The 23,761-nt window shown below is 62.4% G+C and carries 19 protein-coding genes; 14 read left to right on the top strand and 5 right to left on the bottom strand.

Features of this window, described 5'->3' with window-relative positions; all coding sequences use genetic code 11:
- The first annotated feature begins 6 nt into the window (after positions 1-6).
- The 6 genes from hpnE (at position 7) to O6760_RS10660 (ending at position 7,061) form a co-directional block, all read left to right on the top strand.
- Positions 7-1,272 carry a hydroxysqualene dehydroxylase HpnE gene (hpnE, locus tag O6760_RS10685; protein WP_269585355.1) on the top strand — a complete coding sequence of 422 codons (1,266 nt, stop codon included), beginning with the start codon at positions 7-9 and terminating at the stop codon, positions 1,270-1,272.
- 90 nt (positions 1,273-1,362) lie between these two features.
- Positions 1,363-2,418 (top strand): sulfotransferase family protein, encoded by a 1,056-nt coding sequence (locus tag O6760_RS10680; RefSeq protein WP_269585354.1) that lies wholly within the window; start codon positions 1,363-1,365, stop codon positions 2,416-2,418.
- The gene (locus tag O6760_RS10675) at positions 2,415-3,398 is read left to right on the top strand and encodes a hypothetical protein (RefSeq protein ID WP_269585353.1); all 984 of its coding nucleotides are present in this window, start codon (positions 2,415-2,417) and stop codon (positions 3,396-3,398) included. Before O6760_RS10680 ends, O6760_RS10675 begins: the two co-directional genes overlap by 4 nt.
- A 146-nt stretch (positions 3,399-3,544) precedes the next feature.
- Positions 3,545-3,880, top strand: a complete 336-nt coding sequence (locus O6760_RS10670) for an STAS domain-containing protein (RefSeq protein ID WP_269585352.1) — start codon at positions 3,545-3,547, stop codon at positions 3,878-3,880.
- 90 nt (positions 3,881-3,970) lie between these two features.
- Positions 3,971-4,456 carry an ATP-binding protein gene (locus O6760_RS10665; protein WP_269585351.1) on the top strand — a complete coding sequence of 162 codons (486 nt, stop codon included), beginning with the start codon at positions 3,971-3,973 and terminating at the stop codon, positions 4,454-4,456.
- 289 nt (positions 4,457-4,745) lie between these two features.
- On the top strand, positions 4,746-7,061 hold the full coding sequence (locus tag O6760_RS10660) for a mechanosensitive ion channel family protein (protein ID WP_269585350.1): 2,316 nt from the start codon (positions 4,746-4,748) through the stop codon (positions 7,059-7,061).
- A 197-nt stretch (positions 7,062-7,258) separates the two neighbouring features.
- Here O6760_RS10660 and O6760_RS10655 read toward each other — a convergent pair whose 3' ends face one another.
- The 4 genes from O6760_RS10655 to O6760_RS10640 form a co-directional block, all read right to left on the bottom strand.
- A complete protein-coding gene (locus tag O6760_RS10655) occupies positions 7,259-8,305 on the bottom strand; it encodes an ABC transporter ATP-binding protein (protein WP_269585349.1) in 1,047 nt (348 codons plus the stop codon).
- A gap of 3 nt (positions 8,306-8,308) precedes the next feature.
- Positions 8,309-9,166 carry a carbohydrate ABC transporter permease gene (locus O6760_RS10650; RefSeq protein WP_269585348.1) on the bottom strand — a complete coding sequence of 286 codons (858 nt, stop codon included), beginning with the start codon at positions 9,164-9,166 and terminating at the stop codon, positions 8,309-8,311.
- Complete coding sequence (locus O6760_RS10645) at positions 9,159-10,040, bottom strand: carbohydrate ABC transporter permease (RefSeq protein ID WP_269585347.1); 882 nt, start codon at positions 10,038-10,040, stop codon at positions 9,159-9,161. The genes O6760_RS10650 and O6760_RS10645 overlap by 8 nt, the downstream gene beginning before the upstream one ends.
- Before the next feature lie 62 nt (positions 10,041-10,102).
- Positions 10,103-11,374: an ABC transporter substrate-binding protein gene (locus O6760_RS10640; protein ID WP_269585346.1), complete on the bottom strand. Its 1,272-nt coding sequence runs from the start codon at positions 11,372-11,374 to the stop codon at positions 10,103-10,105.
- Between the two features lie 229 nt (positions 11,375-11,603).
- On the opposite strand from O6760_RS10640, the gene O6760_RS10635 reads away from it, so the two are divergent.
- From O6760_RS10635 to O6760_RS10605, 7 genes are all read left to right on the top strand, one after another.
- Positions 11,604-12,335: an IclR family transcriptional regulator gene (locus O6760_RS10635; RefSeq protein ID WP_269585345.1), complete on the top strand. Its 732-nt coding sequence runs from the start codon at positions 11,604-11,606 to the stop codon at positions 12,333-12,335.
- 5 nt (positions 12,336-12,340) lie between these two features.
- Positions 12,341-13,420 (top strand): Gfo/Idh/MocA family protein, encoded by a 1,080-nt coding sequence (locus O6760_RS10630; RefSeq protein WP_269585344.1) that lies wholly within the window; start codon positions 12,341-12,343, stop codon positions 13,418-13,420.
- On the top strand, positions 13,420-15,285 hold the full coding sequence (locus O6760_RS10625) for a thiamine pyrophosphate-dependent enzyme (RefSeq protein WP_269585343.1): 1,866 nt from the start codon (positions 13,420-13,422) through the stop codon (positions 15,283-15,285). Before O6760_RS10630 ends, O6760_RS10625 begins: the two co-directional genes overlap by 1 nt.
- A gap of 19 nt (positions 15,286-15,304) precedes the next feature.
- Positions 15,305-16,762, top strand: a complete 1,458-nt coding sequence (locus tag O6760_RS10620; RefSeq protein ID WP_269585342.1) for an NAD-dependent succinate-semialdehyde dehydrogenase — start codon at positions 15,305-15,307, stop codon at positions 16,760-16,762.
- A complete protein-coding gene (locus tag O6760_RS10615; protein WP_269585341.1) occupies positions 16,755-18,470 on the top strand; it encodes a dihydroxy-acid dehydratase in 1,716 nt (571 codons plus the stop codon). Before O6760_RS10620 ends, O6760_RS10615 begins: the two co-directional genes overlap by 8 nt.
- 474 nt (positions 18,471-18,944) lie before the next feature.
- Positions 18,945-19,151 carry a hypothetical protein gene (locus tag O6760_RS10610; RefSeq protein ID WP_269585340.1) on the top strand — a complete coding sequence of 69 codons (207 nt, stop codon included), beginning with the start codon at positions 18,945-18,947 and terminating at the stop codon, positions 19,149-19,151.
- 194 nt (positions 19,152-19,345) lie between these two features.
- Positions 19,346-20,068, top strand: coding sequence for a response regulator (locus O6760_RS10605; RefSeq protein WP_269585339.1), 723 nt, complete (start codon positions 19,346-19,348; stop codon positions 20,066-20,068).
- A 14-nt stretch (positions 20,069-20,082) separates the two neighbouring features.
- On the opposite strand, the gene O6760_RS10600 is transcribed toward O6760_RS10605, so the two are convergent.
- The gene (locus O6760_RS10600; protein ID WP_269585338.1) at positions 20,083-21,492 is read right to left on the bottom strand and encodes an ATP-binding protein; all 1,410 of its coding nucleotides are present in this window, start codon (positions 21,490-21,492) and stop codon (positions 20,083-20,085) included.
- 302 nt (positions 21,493-21,794) lie between these two features.
- On the opposite strand from O6760_RS10600, the gene O6760_RS10595 reads away from it, so the two are divergent.
- Positions 21,795-23,672: a type I secretion system permease/ATPase gene (locus tag O6760_RS10595; protein ID WP_269585337.1), complete on the top strand. Its 1,878-nt coding sequence runs from the start codon at positions 21,795-21,797 to the stop codon at positions 23,670-23,672.
- The last annotated feature ends 89 nt before the right edge of the window (positions 23,673-23,761 follow it).

The raw sequence follows: 23,761 nt of genomic DNA, 5'->3' as shown, positions 1-23,761 counted from the left end.
CCGGCGATGTCGGCCACCGGTTTCCACGCACACGTGATCGGCGCAGGGCTTGCCGGGCTTTCCGCTGCGCTGCACCTGGCGGAAAACGGCGAAAACAGGGTCACCCTCTATGAGGCAACGGCCCATGCCGGCGGTCTCTGCCGCAGCTTTTACGACAGCCGGCTTGACCGGCTCATCGACAACGGCAACCACCTGATCCTCTCGGGCAACCAGGCTGTATTGGACCATGTTGAGAGGATCGGGGCGACCGACCGGCTCGAGATCGGCACACCGGAATTTCCGTTCCTCGACCTTGCCGACGGGGCCAGCTGGACGCTCAACGTACCGGGAACACCGCTTGGCAGCCTCGGCCGCGGCGCCCGCCCGCCCGGAACCTCCCTGGTCGAGTTCGCCGGTCTCTTGCGCCTTCTCGCCGCGGGGCCGGAGCGGACCGTCGCCGAGGCCGTGCGTGGCCGCGGTCCGCTGTGGCGCACCTTCTGGGAACCCCTGACCATTGCCGTTCTGAACGCGCCCCCGGAAGCCGCGTCGGCGCGGCTGATGCGCACGATGCTGGCGCGCTCGTTCCTGCGCGGCGCCGAGGCCTGCAGGCCGGTGCTGGCACGCGAAGGGCTGGGGCCGGCATTGATCGACCCGGCCGTGGCGCATCTGGAAACCCTGGGGGCAAGCCTGCATTTCCGCCGTCCGCTCGCGGCACTTGAGCGTGGTGACGACGCCGCCTCGGCGCTCGTGTTCCAGGATGGCGCCCGGCTTCCGCTCACCAGCGGAGATCGTGTCGTTCTGGCCGTGCCGCCCCGGACCCTGTCGACCCTGCTGCCGGACGTACCGGTTCCGGCCCCCGGTCTGGTCATCCTGAACGCACATTACCGCGTGGACCCGGCGCTGGCGTACCGGATGCCGCCGCTTCTCGGTCTGTTGGGGGGCGCCGCGCAGTGGGTCTTCCGCCGTGGCGACGTGCTTTCGGCAACTGTTTCGGCAGCTGAAACCACACCGCTGGATACCATGGACACCACCGCCGTACTGGACCGGATCTGGTCCGATATTGCCCGCGCCACCGGCCTGCCGAAGGAACAGCCCCAGGCGGCGCGGCTCCTGAAGGTCAGACAGGCAACATTTGACCAGTCTCCAGCTTCGTCGCTCCGGCGCCCGCCGGTCCAAAGCCCGCTTGCCAATGTCGTGCTGGCCGGCGCGCATGTCGACAACGGCCTGCCCTGCACGCTGGAGAGCGCCGCTGCCTCGGGCGCTGCCGCGGCGGCTCTCCTCACCGGCCCTTGAAGCACCGCCTCCCGGCCGGTGGCAACTATACAAGAGTGATTGCATTCGTTAGTCTTTTCGAGATTCCCCGCCTCGATCAGGATCTTTTTCTTGCCGCACCCGGACGCCTCCGCCGAAGCCGAAATTCCACCCGTGCTCGTCCTGTCAAGCGGACGCTGCGGGTCGACACTGGTCTCGGAAATGCTCAACCGGCATCCCGGCATACTCAGTCTTTCTGAGGTTTTCGCGACGCTGGGGCCCGAAGCACTGGCCAGGCAGAACCCCACAGGTGAACAACTCTGGCGGGTTTTCAGCCGGCAGTCCGCCGGGCTCGCGGCAATCCTGGGCTCCGGCGAGATGGTCGACGAGGGCCTGTATCCGGTCGACGATCCGAAGGCACGGTTTTCCATGCGGACCGTCCCGCCGGTCATGACCGTCGCGCTGCCGCACCTGACCCCGGACTACGAAGCTCTCTATGACGAACTGGAGGCGTTCGTGCGTCCGCGGCCGCGGCGTCCGCTGGCAGAACAGTTCCGGGCAATCTTCGGCTTCCTGCGCAAGCGGCTCGGAAAGCGGGTCTGGGTCGAGCGTTCCGGCGGCTCGCTCATGCTGGCCCACCGGCTCATCAAGCTGTTTCCGGAGGCGCGCGTCATCCATGTGCACCGCGACGGCCGGGACGTGGCCCTGTCGATGGCCAACCACCACAATTTCCGGGTCCTTGTCGGCGCCCTCAAGAAGTGCCGTGCCTTCGGCCTGGATCCGCAGGCGCCCTTTCGCAAGGACAGGGGCGGCATGGCCGACGTCTGGTTCCAGAACCTGTTCTTTCGGCTGTTCGATGCGCGGAAACTCGCCGACAGCGTCGAGAACACGGATCTGGCACGCTACTGGAGCGACATCGTCGAGATCGGTGCGGATGCCTTCGACGCATTGCCGCCTGACCGGCTGCTGACAGTGGCCTTCGCGGAGCTGGCGGAAGATCCGCGCACGGTGATGGACGGGCTGATCAGGTTCATCGATCCTTCGCTCGCCAACGAGACCTGGCTCGAAACGGTTTCCGCAATGATCCGTCCGACGCGCTCGAAGGCGGCGGCGCTGCCGGCAACGGAGTTCGAAGCCCTGGGCCGGGCCTGCGCGCCTGGACTTGCAAGACTGGGATACACGCTTTGACCGACGATACCGACGAAATAGAAGCACGTTACGGTGCCACCGTGCTCGCCGCGGCGCGGCGCACCTTCCAGCAACAGCAGCCGGACGGCTCCTACCCGAGGCAGGTACACAAGACTACAACGGCCCTGCTCGAGGCCGAGCTCGAGATCGAGCCGCCGGAAAATCCCGCCTACCGGCACGGTCTCTTTGCAAGGGCCGGGAGCTACACCACGAAGGTCAGGCTTTCCAATTCCCTGTTCGACGACAACACGCCGGACGGGCACGGCATGGCGCTGAAAATCGGCGGCGTCGAAGGGCCCGTCCTCGACGGGGCGCCGCCCGGCCAGCATGACCTTGTCCTGATCGACCAGAAGATCGCCATGTTCCGGAACGCGGCCGATGCCTGCGCGATGTTCCAGGCGATCGACGGAGCGAAGGAAATCACGCCCAAGACGATGCTGCCGCGTTCCTATGTGATCCCCCGCCTGTTTCCCCCGAAATTCTTCTGGCCCTCCGTCAACGTCATGATCCGCACCGGCCTTGACCATTTCCGGTTTCCCGATCTGATGGCCCGCTCCTATTACAGCGTGACGCCCTACCGGCTTGGCGACGGCACGGCGAAATTTGCCATGAAGCCGGACCCGAAATACAGGGCGCAGCGGGGCCGCCGGTCCCTGCGCGACAAGCTCCAGGCCTGCCTCGACCGCGGCCCGGTCCATTTCACCTTCTTCCTGCAGCCGAAGGTCGATCCGAGGGATCCGGTTGACGATGCCAGCATTGCCTGGCGCAGCCCGCTCATTCCGGTGGGGCGCCTGACGATACCGCCCCAGGACGCCGCGGCGCGGATCCGGGAAGGCGACCGCATTGCCTTCAGCCCGTGGAACGCCCTTGCCGCGCACGAGCCCGTAGGCTCGGTGAACGCCTTACGCCGGTGCGCCTATGCCCGGTCCGCCGAACTGCGGAACGGGGTCATGACCATGGACGACCCGTCCGAACCGTGACCTGCCCTTGCAGATCTGCCATCGGGATCTGCACCTGCGGGCGAGGTGGAGCCGTGGCTTGACGAAGCCGGCAGGCCTGTGACAACTGGACGGAAGTGCCGGGGCGGCATTGGCCCCTTAACTGGACAACTTCAAGCGGGGACTTGATGGAGATTGCGGAACACATGGATGGCGGCGTGAAGCTTCTGTCGCTGAACGGCCGGCTGGATGGATCGACATCCGAACACGTGACGGAAGCTGTCCTGAAACGCGTTCCGGACACGCCCGTTCTGGTGCTTGATCTCCACGAGGTCACCTATATCAGTTCGGCGGGGCTGCGGGTCCTGATCATCGCCGCGAAAGCCGCACGCGGGGCCAAGACGCGCCTGATGATTGCCGGACCGACGGAACGGGTCAGCGAGGTCCTGAAGATCAGCGGGATCTATTCCCTGCTCGAGATCCACCCGGACCGCCAGAAGGCCGTGGCGGCCGCGCGCAAATAGGATCCGGCACGCGGCCCAAACATCGCAAACGCGTTCCTCGGGTTACCGTGCCCGGCCCTGAAACGAACCGCTGTCGATGCGGGGAAGGTGATGACCGCAATGAAGGAACCGATCCGACAGGCAACCGCGCGGTCAAACACGCTGGCCTTGCCCGCGCGCCGGCAAGGGCTACAGCAGGTCATGGACTGGCTGGACACCGCTCCGGCCGCACAATCCGCACCGGAGCTCGGCGCGAGGCTGCAACTTGTCGCCGAAGAGGTGTTCCTCAACATCGCCACGCATGCCTATCCCGCCGGCGGGCAGGACGGTGAGGTCCGATTGACCTTGCTCGACACGCCGGAGCATCTGGTCCTGAGGGTGGAAGATGACGGGACACCGTTCGATCCGCTGCAGGACAGCGATCCGCCGGACCTGGAGGCCGGACTGGAAGACCGCCCCGTGGGAAAGCTCGGCGTGTTCCTTGTCAGGCAGAGCTCGGATCTCCAGACCTATGAGCGCGTTGGCGGCACCAACCGGCTGGACGTGGGCTTCCTCAAATCCGGCGACGGACCGCAGGACGACATCGAATTGGAATAGTCATTGCCCACGCAGGTCCCTCTGCGGCAAAGCATGCTCGCCCGCCGCCGTTCAATGATCCCCCTTGCTGAAACAATTTGGCCGGCATCGACGAAAGTGGCCTATCGAACGCCGGCTTTCCGGCATCGACACGTCGCGAACGCCTTGCTTCAGGAAAAAGGCATGAGCCAAGCGTCTCAATCGGACTGACGAATGGCTGGACGAGGGTTTCTACTTACCTAATATGGTCTCGGGATATGCGGTCCGGTGTTGTGTTGCGCTGCAGAGGTTTCGGGAGGCGAAGACGCAGATGTGGATGAGATCAGTTCTGTCGCGCCTGCTGATATGTGTTCTTGGTGTGCTGATCTTCAGCTCCATCTCTTTCGCGCAGGACCAGGAAAAACCGGACCAGGTCGAGGCCCTGTTCACCCGGGCACAGACAGCCATTCAGGAGGAAGGGGCATCGGTCGATGCCTTGAACCAGCTGCGCGCCGATCTGGATGCGTTTCGACTGGAGACCTCCACGATTGTGAACGACGGCAGTGTCCAGGCCCGGACGATCGAGGCCCAGATCGAAGCCTTGGGCCCGCCGCCGCCGGACGGGGTGAACGAACCTGCGGAACTGGCGGCCCATCGATCTGAACTTGAAACCCTGCTTGCCGAAGCCAATCGTCCGATCAGGCAGGCCAGGGAACGCCTCAATCAGGTTGAATTGCTGATCGAGGAGCTGGACCGGCTGATCCGACGTAAAAGCACCAACAGGCTCTTGCAGAGGTTCCCCAGCATCTTCCTTCCGGGAACGCTGAGCACAGCCTTTCATGAGATCGAACGGCACGGATCGGAAACGTTCAGCAGCGTCTCGGACAGTTTCGGCAGCGAACGATTTCGCCAGAACCGGGCGCAGCGTCTGGTGTTGGCCTTCCTTCTTGCCGTGCTGGGGGTGGCGGCCATCCTGGTGGTCCGGCCCGTGCTGGGGAGGTACTTTGACAGCCACTTCGAAGCGTCACATTCGGCAAAGCGTTACCTGTGGGCGTTTCTGGCCAACGTCTCGAGCCTGGTGATACCGCTTGGTGGCGTCCTGGCGCTCGCAACCATTGTTCCGGTCCTGGGCATCCAGACCAGGATCGTCGATTTTGCCGGCCGGTTCGTTTTCCAGGTCCTGTTGCTGGTCGTCGTTGCCAACTGGATGGGGCACACTGTCTTCGCCCCCAATGCCCCGGGCCGCAGGCTTGTCACCCTGGATGACGGCAAAGCCCAGCTGGGCCTCAGGTTGTGCCAGGGACTTGGAATAACCGCAGCCCTGGAACTCTTCGTGGAGGCACTGGCAACCGGGCTCATTCGGGAGCAGGCCACGATTTCAGTGCTTGCGGTGCCGATTCTTGTCAGCGTGGCAGTCCTGCTCTGGTTCCTTGCCAACCTGCTGAACGGTGCGATTGAAAGCGCCCAGACGCAGGAACAGTCGGAAGACGCGACATCGGCCGCCTCCGGTATCATCAGATTTCTGGTGATCCTGCTGCGCACCGCCGCCGTGGTTTCTGTTCCCCTGGTTCTCGTGGGATACGTACCGCTTGCACGGCATATTTCCGATGCGACGGTGATGACCGTCGCCACCCTCGGGATCGCCCTGTTTGTCTACACCCTTCTGGTCGGGGCAATCCGGGCGATCGTCAGCCGCGGCAAGAAAAGCGATGAAGCCGACCTGCCGCTTCTGCCGTTTACCATCGGCTCTCTGCTGTTTCTCGCCCTGCTGCCCATCGTCGCAATTTTCTGGGGCGCGAAACCGTCGGATGTTGCGGAAGTCTGGCGTCTCGTCACCGTCGGCACACAGATCGGCGAGGTGCATCTGTCGCTTGGCGTCGTGTTTTCGCTCCTGATTGTCTTTGCCGTCGGGGCCGGTGCAACACGATGGCTGCAACATGCATTGCGCGACACCGTTCTGCCACGAACCCGCATGGATTCCGGCGCGCAGAATGCGCTCGTGACCGGCGTTGGCTATGTCGGCTTGACCTTGTCGGTTCTGTTTGCGGTCACGGCCGCAGGTCTCAGCCTTGCCAGCTTGGCCGTTGTCGCGGGCGCCCTCTCCCTGGGCATCGGATTCGGCCTTCAGACCATCGTTTCGAATTTCGTCTCCGGGATCATCCTGCTGGTCGAGCGGCCAATCGCGGAAGGGGACTGGATCGAAGTCGGCGGCCATTCGGGTATCGTCAGGAAGATCGCCGTGAGATCGACGCAGATCACCACCTTTGACCGGCACGATGTCATCGTGCCCAATCAGGACCTGATCGCCGGAACGGTCAAGAACATGACCCGTTCGTCCAAGGTTGGCCGGCTCATCATTCCCGTTGGAGTCGCCTATGGAAGCGATCTGAAACTGACCCGGCAGATCCTGGAAACGGTCGCGTCTGAAAACGAGAGCCTGCTGAATTATCCCAAGCCCATGGTTGTCTTCAGGGCGCTGGGAGACAGCAGTCTCGACTTTGAACTGCGCTGTTATCTGAAGGACGTGAACACCCTTGTCACCACGCAGTCGGATCTGCTGTTCGGCATCTATGAAGGTCTCACCGAGGCCGGCATAGAAATCCCGTTCCCCCAGCGCGACATTCACATGAAGAACGTGGAAAACTGATACCGCGGCTCCAGGAGGCGGCGCTGCTGTCGGGAGGAATACTGTCGCAAATTCCCCATGTTGCCCGAGCCCTGCTCGTTCGCACATGACCTGAAGGCATTGCACCTCTCAGTCCGGTGTGTCCGCCTGAACCAGGAAGCGCAGATCCGGCGCGCGTGAAAAGCCTTTTGCACATCACGCCTGGGCCGGTCCGCATGTCAGCTTGCGAAGGTATGCACAGCGGTTCGATTGACCATCAGGTGAATGTTCTCGCCCACCCGGACCGGTGTAGCACCGTCGACGCGTGCCGTCAGGGGCTTTCCTGAGAAGGGCGTGTCGAGATACAGCAGCGTTTCGGCTCCCAGCTTTTCGACAAGATCGACCCTTGCGGAGAAATCCGCGTTGCCGGGCCCGACGAGCTTCATGTGCTCCGGGCGTATCCCGACGGTGACAGGGCCGCGGTTCGAGGTCGGTTCGCTCGCCGTCAGGTCCACATCGCCGACCAGAACCCGGCCATCGTCACTGACCGTTCCATCGATAAAGTTCATGGCCGGGGCGCCGATGAAGCCGGCGACGAAGGTGTTTGCAGGATTGTGATAGAGCTCCATGGGCGTGCCGACTTGTTCGATCCGGCCGCCGTTGAAGACCACGATGCGGTCGGCCAGCGTCATGGCCTCGACCTGGTCGTGGGTCACGTAGATCATGGTGACTTTGTCGAGGCTCTTGTGCAGGCGGGCAATTTCCAGCCGCATCTGTACGCGCAGGGCCGCGTCCAGGTTTGAAAGCGGTTCGTCGAACAGGAACACCTTCGGATTCCGGATGATCGACCGGCCGATGGCGACGCGCTGGCGCTGGCCACCGGAAAGCTGGCGCGGGGTGCGGTCCAGCAAGGTTTCCAGCTGGAGCGTCTTGGCGACGTTGCGCACACGCTCGTCGATCTCGGCCCTGGCCACCTTGTTCAGCTTGAGGCCGAAGCCGATGTTCTCCGCCACGGTAAGGTGCGGAAACAGCGCATAGGACTGAAACACCATCGCGAGCTGGCGCTTGGAAGGCGCGACATGCGTCACGTCCCTGCCAGCGATATGGATCGCCCCCGACGTCACGTCCTCAAGACCGGAGATCATGCGCAGCATGGTGGATTTTCCGCAGCCGGACGGTCCGACGAAGACCACGAACTCCCCCTGTTCGATGTCAAGGTCGACCCCTTTGATCACGTCGACCGCACCAAAGGATTTGCGGATGTTTTTCAAGGAGACTTCAGCCATGGCTTATCCTTTGACCGCGCCCATCGTCATGCCTTTGATGAAATAGCGCTGGAAGAAGAGGAAGATGAGAAGGGTCGGCAGACTGGCGACCAGCGAGAGCGCGCCCTGAACGCCCCAGGCAACCGTGTATTGGCCCCGCAGGTTGACGATGCCGACCATGATGGTCCGCATTTCGTCGGACTGCGTGAAGATCAAGGGCCATAGAAAGTCGTTCCAGATCCAGGTGAACTGCAGCGTGGCCAGAACGGCGAGCGCAGGCAGGCTCAGCGGCAGGGCCACGCGGGTGAGCACCTGCCATTCATTGGCCCCTTCCAGGATCGCCGCCTCGCGGAGCGCGTTGGGCACCGTTGCAAAGAAGTTCCGCATCAAGAGCGTGCAGATCGGAATGCCGAGGGCGGTGTGGACGAGGCCGATGGGCCACAATGTGTCGATCAGCCCGAGAGCATTGAAGAGCCGGAACAGCGGCACGAGAATGACCTGCGGCGGAAAGAACATGCCGGCGACGATCAGGAGAAACAGCAGGTTGGACCCGCGGAAGGGCAGCTTGGCGAATGTGTAGCCCGCCAGCACGCCAAGGGCCGTGGAGGCCAGGGTCGCCGGCACGGTCACCAGCAGCGTGTTGAGAAAGTAGCGATGGACCGCCGGGTTGCCCAGGACCTCGACATAGTTGCCGAGGTAAATCGTATCCGGCAGCGACCACAGGTCACCCAATGCGATGGAGCGGGTGGTCTTGATCGACGACAGCAGCACGCCGACGGTCGGCGCCAGGAACAGAACGGCCAGGCAGCACAGAACGACGAAGATCGTTGCGGGCCATGGATTGAACCTGCGCGGCACGGCGGTGGATGCGAGATCAGCCATAGATTTCGTCCACCTTCTTCAACTGGCGGAAATACAGGCCGATAATCGTCAGTGCGATCAGGAACAGGACCACCGAAATCGCGCTGCCATATCCCATGAGGTATTTCCGGAAACTCTCGTTGTACATGTGCATGGCCAGGGTGTCGGAACTGTTGAACGGGCCGCCGCCGGTCATGATGAAGAGGATGTCGAACCCCTTGAGGGAGTTGATCACCGAAAGCGCGACGACGACAACGGTCGATGGGGTCAATAACGGCACGATGACATGGCGGACGCGCTGCCAGGCGGAGGCGCCCTCGATTTCACACACCTCGAGAAGATCCGACGGCACGGCGGTCAGGCCGGCGAGGTAGATCACCATGGACAGTCCCGTCTGTTGCCAGGACCAGGCGACGATCACGGAATACAGCGCGCTGCCCGGGCGGGCGAGCCAGGCATAGTTGAAATGGTCACCGGTGACCTGCTCGATCATCGTGTTCAGAAGTCCCCAGTCCGGCTGGTAGATCCATACCCAGATCTGGCCGACGACGATGGCCGAAAGACATATCGGCAAATAGAAGACGGTCTTGAACACCTTGGCGCCGCGAACCTTGGAATCGAGCAACAAGGCCAGCCCCAGTCCCAGCACGGTCGGCAGCAGGATTGCGGCCGCCATCCAGATGGCGGTGTTGATGATGGCATTGAAAAACAGCCGGTCCGTCCAGATCCGGGTGAAATTCTCAAGGCCCACGAATTCATAGTCGCCGCTGAAGCCGTTCCAGTTCGTGAAGCTGTAGTAAAACGAACTCAGCAACGGCCAAATGACGAGAACGGAGAAGACAATGAGTGGAAGCGCAAGCAACAACAGGCGCCAGATTCGGTTTTCTCGTTCCATTGACCTCTCCAGGAAAACAAGCTGCCGGTCCCGGGACCGGCAGCTTGCTCATATCCGTGTTCTTATTGTTCGAATGCCGCTTTTGCGTCTGCCGCGGCCTGGGACAGTATGTCATTCACCTGGCTCGGATCATCCATGAAACGGGCGAACATGGACAGGCCGACTTCGGCGACCGGGGGCGGTGTGGCGAGGTCGTAGTTGAAGGCAAAGGCCTCGGATTTGTCCACCGTGTTGAAGGCCTTGAGCATCACCGGATTGTAGTTGGACGGGTCGACCTTCACATTGGCCGACAAGGCCCCCTGAGCCTTGCTCCAGGCCGCCTGCACACCCGTGTTGGAGACCATGAAGTCAAGAAACGCCTCGGCCCCTTCCGGATTGGCCGCGTTGGCAGCGATGACGAGACCGTCCACCGGTCCGACCGAGGTGACCGGAACGCCGTCCTCGATGGAGGGGAATGCGAAGAAGTCGTAATCCTCCCCCGGAACAAGTCCAAGTCCGTTCCAGTACCCGGTGATCCAGGTGCCCATCAAGGTCATCGCGGCATCCCCCCGTGCAACCTTGTCGGACGCGTCGGTCCAGCTGTCCGCATTCGCGTTTTCGGTGAAATAGCCCTTGTCGGCCAGGTCCTTCCACATGTTCATCGCGCGCTGCACTTCAGCGTCGTCGTAGGAGGCATTTCCGGACATCAGCTTCGCCCGGTACTCCGGCCCCGCGGTACGCAGCAGCAGGTAATCGAACCAGAACTGCGCCGGCCACCGGTTCGCAGAACCGAGGGCGATCGGCGTCACACCGGCGGCCTTGAGCTTGTCGCAAAGGTCCAGGAAACCCTGCCAGTCGGTGGGCATGTCCGACACGCCGGCCTTTTCGAGGACCGCCTTGTTATAGAACATGCCCGCGTAGTGGTAGTTGAACGGCACCAGATAGCGGTGGCCATTGTACTTGGTCGCACTCGCCGCGATCGAGCCGGCAATAACATCGCTCAGCCCGGCACGCTCCCACATGCCATCGATCGGATACAGGGCGCCTGAATCGGCGATGAACTGCACCCGCGCGCCGGCCCAGTAGCTGAAGACATCCGGCAGGCTGTTGCCTGAAGCCCGTACCAGAATGTCGGTCTTGTAGTCCTCGTGGCCGACGGGGCTGTCCTTGAGCGTATGACCCGTCGCGTCCTCGAAACGCTTGATCTGCTCATTGAAGGCCTTCAGGCCAAGTTCACCGGTGAAATAGTGACTGATGGTGATTTCACCGGCCTGAGCCTGCAGCGGCGCAACGAAACCGGCAGCCGACACTGCCATTGCGGTCGCCAGCAAAGCACGGCGCGTGATGCGTTTCATTTGAACTCCTCCCGTAAAAGTTTACGTATGCTGAACTTTCCTGCCAACAACTACTCCGAAAGTACAAAAGTTCTCCTATATGTCAACAAAAAGTGTTGCATATTTAAAATTATCTCGCAATAAGTAGAGAAATCAGCTCACGGATCGATATAGTTTGACTATGTTAAACAATAAGTACAACATAAACGAACTTTCGCAGAAACACGCCTCGCAACAAGGAGTCTCATCCGTGCGCCTGCTGCAGTCCCTGACACGTGGCCTTCGAGCCCTCGACATTCTCTATGCCGCAGGACGCCCCCTGCGCCTGACGGAAATAGCCGACGAACTGGGTGTCGAAAAATCGAACGCCTCCCATGTTCTCAAGACGCTGGTTGCCTCGGGATACGCCTCCCAGGACGACAGCCGCCGCTATCAGGCGTCGGCCCGGGGCCCGGTAGCGCCGCGGGAACACTCTCTTTCGGACGTCGTGGCCTGCAAGGAAAGGTGCCGCCCTGCCCTGGAGGCCCTGGTGCGCGGAACGGGAGAATGCGCCCATCTAGCCGTGCTCGTCGATACCCGTGTCTGGTACATCGACAAGGTGGATTCCACCTTGCCGCTGAAGGTCGACCATCCGATCGGCTCGCTTTCCCCGCTGCATTGCACGGCTCTTGGAAAAGCGTTTCTGGCGTTCGGCAATGCCGCCATTCCATCGGATCGCGCGCGCTACACACCGAAAACCATCACCGACCTGGACACGCTTTTGGTGGAAATCACCCGAACCCGGGGCCGTGGCTACGCGATCGACGATGAAGAATTTGCTCCGGGGATCCGATGTGCCGCCCGGCCCGTTTTCGATGAGCATGGCCAAATGATTGCCGCGCTTGGTGTCTCGGGTCCTTCGGTCCGGGTCGACGATGCGCGCTTGACGGAACTTGGCGAACTCGTGCGCGCCGCCCCCTTAACCCCATTTAGAGAGCCTTGATAAATATGAGTAAGCAGCCTCTTCGTGTCGGCATCGTTGGCACGGGTCGGATCTCCGACCTTCACGCTATCGAATACATGCAGAATCCGCTCGGGCGCATTACCGCGCTGTGCGACCGGAACCCTGCCCTGGCCCGTTCACGCGCCCAGGCCTGGGGATGCGCCGATGCTGCCATCGAAGAGGATTACGAAGCTCTGCTGGCCCGCGATGACGTCGACCTGGTCGAGTTGCTCCTGCCGCATCATCTGCATCTCGCGGCTGCGGTAAAGGCTATTGAAGCCGGCAAGATCGTTTCGCTGCAAAAGCCCATGTGCATGAACCTTGAAGAGGCCGATCAGCTGGTCGCGGCCGCCGAAGCTCATGACCGGCCTTTCAAGATCTTTGAGAACTTCATTTTCCATCCGCCGGTCATGAAGGCGAAATCGCTTGTTGACGAGGGAGCCATCGGCGAACCGTTGTCCATCCGCATCAAGTCCAACCCGGGCAAGAGCAAGACGGCCTGGGAAGTTCCCAAGGAAGCCGATGCCTGGCGTCAGCACCTGCAAACGGCCGGAGGCGGCCCCCTGGTCTTTGATGACGGGCACCACAAGTTTGCCCTCGCCTGGCACTTCATGGGAATGCCCGAGGACGTTCATGCCTTCATCCATCAGACTGAGCGGCCGGACGGCGGCCTTTTCGACGCGCCCTCGATCGTGTCCTTCCGCTTCCCCGGCAGGCGGATCGGCAACCTGGAAATCGTCTATTCCCCGGAACTTGAAATTGCGGGCCAGTACTATGCCCAGGATGACCGGGTGGAAATTACCGGCACCCACGGCGTCCTGTGGATCAACTGCGGTCACGGCAGCATCGGCAACGGTGCACCGCTGGCGCTCTACCGCGACGGTCAGGTGACGGAATATTGCGATATTCCGTCCGGCTGGGAACAAAGCTTCATACAGTCGACACGGCATTTCCTGACCGTTCTGCACGAGGGAGGAGATCCCGTTCTGACGGCCCGCCAGGGCCGCTCCGTCCTGCGTTTTGCCCTTGCCGCCGAACAGTCGGCACGGGAAGGCCGGCCGGTTTCCGTCGGGGAGGACGCCTGATGGGCACGCTGCCGGAAACGAGAGAAAAGAGGGCCGCGTGGCTGGCAAAGGCCGGCGGATTGGCCGCAGCGATCGACAAGGGCCTGCTGTCGGACGTAGTCAGCCTTCCGCTGACGGAGGCCCTGGTGCTCGGGTTGATGCGGCAGGGCATCACCAAGTACCTGATGATCCTCGGCCACGGCTCGACCGAACTCGGGGAAACGCTCAGGACTTACGAGGCCGCCGGCCTTGTGAAGGGCTACCAGTTCCGCAACGAAGTCGAGATGGCGCATGCCGGAACCGCCCTGCGGTGGGTCTATGACGAACCCTGCGCCGTGGTGACATCCATCGGCCCCGGAGCTCTGCAGGCCCTGGCAGGTTCCCTTGCCGCCGCCTCCAACGGCGTCGGGCTCTATCACATCTATGGCGACGAGACGACCCACGGCGAAGGCTACAACATGCAGCAGGTTCCCAAGCCGGAACAGGGACTGTTCGGCCGGATCACCGGGGCCATGGGCGCCGCCTATACGCTGCATGCGGCGGCTGCATTGCGCGATGCCCTCAGGCGCGGTGCCGGCACGGTGTTTCATCCCTTCAGGGCGGGACCGTTCTACCTGAACCTGCCACTCAACACCCAGCCCGAGACCGTCACGCTGCGGCTGGACGCGCTGCCGGTGCGCCCGGCTACCCAGACCTCCATGGTGCCGGAGGACACGGCGCTTCGAAAAGCCGCGGAGCTGGTGATTTCGTGCAAGAAGATCGCGATAAAGACGGGCGGCGGCGCCCGTGGCGCTGCCCCCGAACTCCGGCGCTTCGCGGAAGCGGCCGGTGCGGCCGTGGTCCTGAGCCCCGGGTCGACCGGCGTCCTGCCGGACGACCACCCGCAAAACATGCATGTCGGCGGCTCCAAGGGATCGATCAGCGGCAATTTCGCCATGGAAGAGGCGGAACTGGCCATTTTCGTCGGGAGCCGGGGGGTCTGCCAGTCCGACTGTTCCGGCATCGGCTGGCCGAACGCGAAGGCGGTCATCAACATCAATACCGATCCGCTCGACGTTCAGCACTACAACAACACGCTGGCGCTCACGGGCGATGCCGCGCCCATCCTTGAAAGGCTCGCGGATCTGTTGCCCTCGAACACAGGCAAGCGGGACTGGCTGTCGGCCTGCGCAGCGAAAAAGGCCGAGTGGCGGGCCTTCAAGCAGGCACGTTACACGGCGGGACCTATCCGCGATTCCGTGTGGACCAGTCCGTCGCTCACCCAGCCCCAGGCAATTCATGCCGCCGATCAGTTCGCGCGCGAACGCAATGCGCTGAAATTCTTCGATGCCGGCGACGTGCAGGCCAACGGATTCCAGGTGGTCGAGGACAATCGGCCCGGCGAGACATTTACCGAATCCGGCGCCTCCTACATGGGGTTCGCGGTGTCCGCGCTCCTGTCGGGCGGGCTTGCCGACAGGGGCCGCTACGGCATCGCCTTCACCGGCGACGGATCCTTCATGATGAACCCGCAGGTTCTGATCGACGGCGTGGAACATGGCGTTCACGGGACGATCCTTCTGATGGACAACCGGCGCATGGCGGCAATCAGTCATCTGCAGCTTGCCCAGTACGGACTGGACTACCGAACCAATGACGGCGTTGCCGTGGACTACGTCCAGATGGCCGCATCGATACGCGGCCTGAAGGCCCTGTGGGGCGGGCACACGCTCGACACGCTGAAGGCGGCACTGGCCGAGGCTCACGCGCATCCGGGGCTCAGCCTTATCCATCTTCCGGTCTATTACGGGCCGGACCCGCTCGGGGGCATGGGAGCCTACGGCAGCTGGAACGTGGGCAACTGGTGCGCCGATGTGCAGGAAAGATACGCCGGGACGCTGATCTGACGGCGAGGGAGATCACAAGATGTACGAAAAATTCGGCCTTCTGATCGAAGGCAAATGGCGAAGCGCGGCCGACGGTTCCACCCTTTGTGTCGAAAGCCCGGTCAGCGAAACGGAAATCGGCCGCATCCCGGCGGCCGGCCAGGCGGATATCGACGCGGCCCTGGCTGCCTGTGCGCAGGCTGCTCCGGCCTGGGCACGGGTTCCGGCCTGGGAACGGGCGGCCCTGTTACGGCGAACGGCGGAGCACCTGCGGGAGAACGTTGCCCCCTATGCCCGTATCATGTCCAGGGAAACCGGCAAGCCGCTTGCGGAAGCCCGGGCCGAGGTGAACGCCAGCGCGGACCAGTTCGAATGGTATGGCGAGGAGGCAAAGCGCATCTACGGCCAGACCATCCCCGGACGAAACCCGGACGAACGCCTGACGGTCGCCTATCAGCCGGTCGGCCCCTGTCTGGCGCTGTCGGCCTGGAACTTTCCGATGCTCCTGCCTGCACGCAAGATCGCCGCTGCGCTTGCAGCAGGCAACCCGGTCATTGCGCGTCCCGCCTCCGAAGCGCCCGGATCCTGCTTTGCCATCGGGGAAGCGCTGATAAAGTCCGGCCTGCCCGCGGGCACCCTGTCGATCCTCAGCGGGGCCGCTGTTCCCATGGTCGGCAAGCTGATTGCATCTCCTGCAATCAAAAAGGTGTCCCTCACCGGATCGGTCGCGGTCGGCCGGGAAGTCCTTCGGCTGGCTGCCGAAGGGATCAAGAAAGTCAGCATGGAGCTGGGTGGCCACGCACCGGTCATCGTCTATCCGGACAGTGATCCGGTCCAGACGGCCCAGAAGCTCGCCACCACCAAGTTCCGCAATTGCGGACAGGTCTGCATTTCGCCGACCCGTTTCTATATTCATCGCGAGATCTACGCCCCTTTCACGGACGCTTTCTGCGAGGTTGCCCGGGGCCTGAAGGTCGGCGACGGGCTCGACGAGAGCGTCACCACGGGACCGATGATCCGGGCTCGCGGGCTGGAAGCGGCACTGTCTCTCATCGAGGACGCCACGGCTCAGGGAGCGGAACTGCTGACCGGGGGACACCGGAGCCCTGAACACAACACCGGACATTTCCTGCAACCGACCGTTCTGGGAAATGTGCCCGACAGCGCCCGGATCATGCGGGAGGAACCCTTCGCGCCCGTTGCCCCCCTGACGGCCTTCGACACATTCGACGAGGTCATCGAGCGGGCAAACGCAACCCGGTTCGGACTTGCCTCCTATGTCTTCACCAGGGACAGCGATCTTGCTGAAAGAACGTCGGACGCACTTGAAGCGGGCATGGTCGGCATCAACGAAACCCTGCTGGCAACGGCCGAGGCGCCCTTTGGCGGCATAAAGGAAAGCGGTTTCGGACGGGAAGGCGGCAGCCTGGGAATTCTTGACTACCTTGTCCCGAAATACACAAGGCACAAACTTTTGAAGGGCTCGATGAATGTCTGACCTGCCTAAGGGAGCGAAGGGAATATCCGGTGGACTGACAAACTATGGCGACCCGGAATTTGCGCGTTACCTGCGCCGCTCGTTCGCAAAGTCGATGGGCTACACGGGCAAGATGCTCGACAGGCCCGTCGTCGGCATCTGCTACACGGAAAGCGGCTTCAACAACTGCCATCGCCATTTCCCGGAAATGCTGGAAGCGGTGAAACGGGGTGTCCTCGCGGAGGGCGGCCTGCCCGTCCCCTTTCCGGTCATCTCGCTCGGCGAGGTCTTCCTCAATCCGACTTCGCTTGTCTACCGGAATCTCATGGCCATGGCCGTCGAAGAAATGATCCGGGCGCAGCCGATGGATTCCGTGGTTCTGATGGGCGGATGCGACAAGACGGTCCCCGCCCTTCTGATGGGCGCCGCATCGGCGGGCAAACCCGCGGTGATGCTCGTGGCCGGCCCCATGATGACAGGCCGGCACAGGGGAGAACGGCTCGGCGCCTGCACGGATTGCAGGCGCTTCTGGGGACAGTATCGCGCGGGCAAAGTCGACGATCAGGAAATCGGCCAGATCGAAGGCCGCCTGGCCGTGACGGCCGGCACGTGTGCAGTCATGGGAACCGCTTCGACCATGGCGTTGATCGCAGAAACCCTTGGCCTTGCCCTGCCCGGCTCCGCGGCCATTCCCGCGGTGCATGCCGACCGGCTGCGGGCATCGGAGGAAAGCGGCGTCCTGGCGGCCAGGATGGCGGTCGAAGACGGACCTGCGCCCGACAAGCTGATCACGCCCGCCTCGGTGGAAAATGCCCTGCGCGTGCTGCTGGCCGTCTCCGGATCCACGAATGCCGTCATTCACCTTGCCGCCATTGCCGGCCGCCTGGGAATCGAGATCGACTACGACCGGTTCAACGAGCTGTCGGATGAAACCCCCGTTCTTGTCGACCTGAAGCCGGTCGGGTCCGGTTACATGGAAGACTTCAACGCCGCCGGCGCGCTTGAGGGCGTTTTGCGCGGCCTGGAGCCGCAGCTCGACAAGAGCCCGATCGACGTGACCGGCCGGAGCCTGTCTGAAAGGCTGTCCGCCCCGCTCGCCGACCCGATCGACCATGCCGTTATCCGCTCTGCCCGGGATCCCGTTTTTCCGGAAGGAGGGCTCATCGCGCTGAAGGGGTCCCTGGCACCCGATGGCGCGATCCTGAAACGGGCTGCGGCCACGCCGGAACTGCTCGAACACGAAGGCAGGGCGGTGGTCTTCAGCTCGCTGGAAGATCTGTCAAACCGGATCGACGATCCTGATCTCGATGTCACGGCGGAGGATGTTCTGGTTCTTCAAAATGCAGGCCCGCGCAGTCCCTCCGGCATGCCCGAAGCCGGATACCTGCCCATTCCGAAGAAACTGGCCCGCCAAGGCGTAAAGGACATGGTCCGGATATCCGATGCCCGTATGTCCGGCACCGCTTTCGGGACAATCGTTCTGCACGTGACCCCTGAAGCCGACCTTGCCGGTCCCCTGGCCCTTGTACGGGACGGCGACCGGATTCGGCTCTCGGCATCCGCCAAGTCGATAGACCTTCTGGTCGGTGCCGAAGAATTGGACAGGAGAAAGGCCGAAAGGGCCGAAACCTCCGGCACCTGGACCCGAGGATACCGCAAACTCTATCGCGACAGTGTACTGCCCGCGACAAAGGGATGTGATTTCGATTTCCTTCAGCCGGAGACATGACCGGCGACACGGACGAAGTCCCGTCTGGGCAATGCGACCTGGCCCGGCTTCCTTCGGTTTGCTTGGATTCGTGCCGCCGGACAAGAACAGCCCTGACTTTTGGGAGTCAGGGCTGATGTCAGTGGTTTTTTTTTGGGGGGGGTGATTTTGGTCAGAACGTCAAAAAGCCCGCCGGTTTTCACCTTGCGGGCTTTTTGTTGATTTGGTTTTGGGAGCGTGAAACCACCGAGACTTGTGTTTCTCAGCTGATCGACTGGCGGATTCATAATCCGCGTGTCGGGTGTTCAAGTCCCTCCTCCGCTAGCAGATCCAACTTGATCTGACACAGCGCAATTCAATCCAATTCGACGAACCTCATCGTATGGTGGCGGCGGCATCGACTGCATTGCCCATATCTCCTCGCGAGTAGCGCGACGGGCAAACCCGGGAGGCCTGAGATAATCAACGGAGGGCAGCCGCTACCGTAATATTGCTTTGGTTGTTCTCCGTCAGCAGCGACAAGATATTTCCAACCATCATCAGGCGCGGCGCTTACCCGGTCCAGCGATCGGCCGGGTTCAGGACCTGAGCAGCGAGAAGGTTTCAACGGAAACCGTGCTGGCTGTCGGCGACGGCCTGTCGACGGACATCTGCGGCGAAGTCCGGCAGGACATCGACGTGCTCTTCGTCACCGCCGCCTGACCGAGGACGGCCTGAGTGCACGGGCCGCGATCCCGCATCTTTGATGGCAAGAATCTCTAAAAGCATACCGGCCAACGTTTCAAACCCGTTTAATGCGCCACGCCATCCTGGCTCCGCCTTGACAGAACGAACGCGGTGCGGGCGTTATTGGACCATAGCCTCTTCTGGTTGGCAGATCTGCTTGAGAGGGTCTCATGACCGACATGGACGGTGACAAGGCCGAAACCGGCGCGCATATCCTGATGGTCGATGACGACCCAGCGCTTGCCGAAAAGACGTGTGCGTTTCTCACCGAAAAAGGTTACCGGATCGATCACGCGCCGGACGTCCCAACCGCGCGCCGCATGATCGCCGAGACCGATTATGACTGCTTTCTGGTCGACATGGTCATGCCGGGGACGAGCGGAAAGGTGCTCTGCCGGGAAATCGCGGCGAAGAACGATGCCGGTATCATCATGGTCAGTTCGATCAGCGACGACGCGGAGCGTATCGCGCTTTTGGAGATCGGAGCCGACGACTACATCATCAAGCCATTCATCGAGCTGGAACTCCTGGCGCGTGTGCGGGCGCTCTGCCGGCGGCGGAAAGGCGGACACACGTCGCAGGCGCGTCTGACGCGCTTTGGCGACTGGGAATTGACCGAAGGCGAACGGCATCTCAAAAACGCCGACGGGCGGATCATCACTCTGACCTCGAGCGAAACGCAGGTCCTGCGGTATTTTCTGTCCAATCCCGGTGTACAATGCAGTCGCGAGGATCTTCTGGCGATCGCGCGCGTCCGTCAGCATGGCGGTGCCGGCGACCGCGCCGTCGACGCGCTGATCCGGCGCTTGCGCACCAAGATCGAGCCCGACCCGGGTAACCCGACCCACGTGCAGACGGTCTGGGGTCAGGGATACGTCTTTCACCCCGGCTGAAGTTCACAGGAACATTACCTGGTCTCCAGCGGCAGCCGCACGCTCGCCCTGAGGCCGCCGCCTTCAAGGTTGGAGAGCTCCACGGTGCCCCCGTGATCGATGATGATGGTCTGGACGATGGACAGTCCCAGGCCGGAACCGGGTCCGCTCGCACCGAGCCGCTGAAAGGGTTCGAAGGCGGCCTCAAGCTCTTCAGCAGCAATTCCCGGTCCCTCGTCGTCTACGTGGACAACGGCCATGCCACCTTCGCTGGCAACGGTCACGCGCACCGCGTTGCCGTATTTGATTGCGTTTTCAACGAGATTGCGAAAGGCCCGTGTCAGGGCGTTGTACCGGCCACGCACAACCGGTTCCGCCTCGATTGAAATCTCCGCGCTGCGACCGGTCTCTGCCTGCTCCTCGACCAGCGCTTCCAGCATCGAGGCGATGTCGACCCTGGATGTATCGGCATCCCGGCGTGTTTCGCGCGCGAAGCTTGCGACCGACTGAACGATGGCATCCACCGCGGACAACCGCTTGTCGATGCGCTCCCGGGTTTCCTCGGGCGCCACATCCCCGGTGGCGTCCCTCAACCGCTGAAGCGGTCCGGACAGGTCATGTCCCAGGCTCCTGAGAAGGGCAACCTGGTAGCTGAGCGAATGGACAATACGCGTTTCCATACGGTTGAAGGCCAGGATCGCCTCACGCACGTCGACGCTTCCCTCCGGCTCCAGCGCACCTGTCTCCTCTCCCCGGCCCAGCCGCTCGGAATTGGCCGTGAGCTTGCCGAGAGGCGCCATGACGTGCCCGACCAGAAACGCAAGCACAACCATCAGACCGATCCCGACGAGGCTGTCCACGGAACGCGCGAGCAGAACCGGCCAGAAATTTTCAGGTGCCATCAGGACATAGAAGTTGATCCAGTTGCTTTCGCCTTCAAGGCGGACCGCGTAGACACCGAGCGTCCAGCGTTTCCGGGAAGGAACGTCGAATGCGAGCTGCCTCTGGATCGCCCGAAGAGCGGGCAAATCCCGCGCGAACCCGGTTGTGTTTTTCGTCAAATCGATCTGCCGGTCCGTGACCGCTATTTGGGCGACTTTCGGAAAGTCAGGGGTAAGCTGGCTGCGGATCCAGTCGCCGATCGGCGCATGTTGTTCACCGCGCTTGAGCGTCTCAGCTCCGTTCACGGTGCTGAGATCCACGAAACGTTCCGCACTTGAAAAGCGTTCCAGAAGCTCGGCGCGCGAAGCTACAGGTGTATGGGCAAGGACCGGCAGGACCTCGCTCAGAAAACTGTCCCCCCGGTTTTCAAGAAGTTCGATGTGATCCTCCCGGATCTGCACCACGTCGATCCAAACCGAAACGACCTGCAGCAACACCAGTCCGGCAAGAACCACGATCGTGACCTGAGCCCTCAGTGTCAGTTCCGTCCATCGCTTAATCAAACCGGCAACCCTTGAAGTCAGACCGAATGAAATCCACTGCAGCCTACCACACACCGCATCCTCATGAACGCATTCCCCCATGGACGAAACCGGACGGAAGAGACACGAACAGCAGGCGAGGTTACTTCTTGCACATTCACAGAGACGCGGGGAGGCACACGGATATTCTTACCGGTTTTCAGTAGATATCAGTATTGATTTGAAACAAAGTTTGACAAACAGGCGATTTTGAGCCTGCTCGACTTGCATGACCTCAGAGCGTCTCCAGATTTGCACCACCTACCCAACATCTGGAGCACGTCATGAAAACGCAAATGCATGGAAATCCGCAATTGACTGCCACCCGGCGCGCGATGAGGAGCAATCTCGTCGCAGTCGGCGTCTTCAGCGGCGTCATCAATCTGCTGATGCTGACCGGTCCCCTGTTCATGCTGCAGGTTTACGACCGTGTGCTGGCCAGCCAGAGCGTCGACACCCTTGTCGCCCTGGCTGTCCTGGCCGCCGGCCTCTATTTCTTCATGGGCATCATTGATGCCGTTCGCACTCGCGTTCTGGTTTCCATTGGCCACCGCTTCGAACAGAGACTGGCGGGCGAGGCGTTCTCCAGTGTTCTGGCGGCGCCTGTCCCCGGTCGCGCGCCCCTGAACAGCAGCGCGATCCGCGATGTCGAGCAGATCCGCAGTTTCCTGTCTAGCCAAGGGGCCGCAGCGCTGTTCGACCTGCCCTGGATGCCCGTCTACATGGGTCTGGTCTTCGCGTTGCACTTCTGGCTCGGCATCGTCGGCATCGCCGGTGCGGTCGTCCTGGTTGCGGTTGCGCTGGTGACGGACTTCCTGGTTCGGCGAGCGACGGCCGCCCAGGCCGAACATGCCGGACGCCGCGCACGGCTTGCCGAGGCAAGCCGCCGCAATTCGGAGCTTGTCCGCGCAATGGGCATGCGGGGCCACATGACCGGCGTCTGGGAACGGGTCAACGACCAATTCCTTGGAACCAGCGCCCGGGCGGCCTTTACCGTCGGCCTGTCGTCCAGCCTCACCAAGGTGTTTCGCCTTGCCCTGCAGTCGACGATCCTGGCTGTCGCCGCCTACCTCGCAATCCATCAGGAGGTTTCTCCCGGTGCGATGGTTGCGGCCTCGGTCATCATTTCGCGCGGTCTGCAACCGATCGAAACCATGGTCGGAAGCTGGAGGGCCATCGTCAGCGCCCAACGTTCCTGGAAGAACCTGAAGGAGACCCTGTCGGTCCAGCCGAAGGCGAAGCAACTGGACTTGCCGGCAGCCGAGAAGAGCCTCTCCGTCGAAAGCCTCGGGATCGTACCCCCGGGCGCCAGCGCACCGACAGTGAAAAGCGTCAGCTTCGACCTGTCCGCCGGCGAAGCCCTCGCGGTCATCGGCCCGACCGGTTGCGGCAAGTCCACGCTCGCCAGGGTTCTGGTTTCGGCATGGCCCGCTGCCCGGGGAGGCGTGCGTCTCGACGGTGTCCCCATGGACCAGTTCAAGCCCGAAGACCTCGGCCGCCAGGTCGGCTTTCTGCCCCAGGACGTTGAACTGTTCGACGGGACTGTTGCCGAGAACATCGCCCGCTTCGATCCGGACGCCAAGGACGAAGACGTGATTGCAGCTGCAAAAGCTGCCGGTGTTCACGAACTGATCGCCAACCGGCCGGACGGATACGCCGCAAGCGTCGGAGAACGCGGCGCGGCCCTGTCCGGCGGGCAGCGACAGAGGATCGCCCTGGCGCGGGCCCTCTACGGCAACCCGTTCCTGGTCGTCCTGGACGAGCCGAACTCGAACCTGGACGCCGCCGGTGAGGCTGCTCTCAACAAGGCCGTTCTCTCGGCCAGGGAGCGTGGTGCGATCGTTGTCGTGATTGCCCATCGCCCGAGCGTCCTGAGCGCGGTCGACAAGGTGCTGGTGATGAATGCCGGAGAAGCTGCCGATTTCGGTCCCCGCGACGAGGTCATGCAGCGACTGAACCATCGCAACCAGGCAAGCGCACAGCCGGCCGGTCCCGCCCCTGTGGCACCGGACCCCAGCGCTCTGGTCTCCAACGGAGCAGCCGTTCCGCAGGCAGCAGGAGCTCCCCAAACTGTGGCCCAAGGCATCAGGGTTGTGCGCGGAGGCTTCCAGCAGCCCCTGCAACAGTCAGCCTCGACCGCAACAGCCGCAACCGCCGGGTAACCGGCAGGAAGACAAACCGGATCAATTCGAAAGGATAATGAAATGACTGGCAACGCGAACAAGAATATCTCCGAGACCGCTTTCGTCGA

This window comes from Roseibium sp. Sym1 (assembly GCF_027359675.1).
GTDB lineage: Bacteria > Pseudomonadota > Alphaproteobacteria > Rhizobiales > Stappiaceae > Roseibium.
Note: the sequence above shows the minus strand (reverse complement) of the source record. Positions and strands in the feature narration are given on the sequence as shown.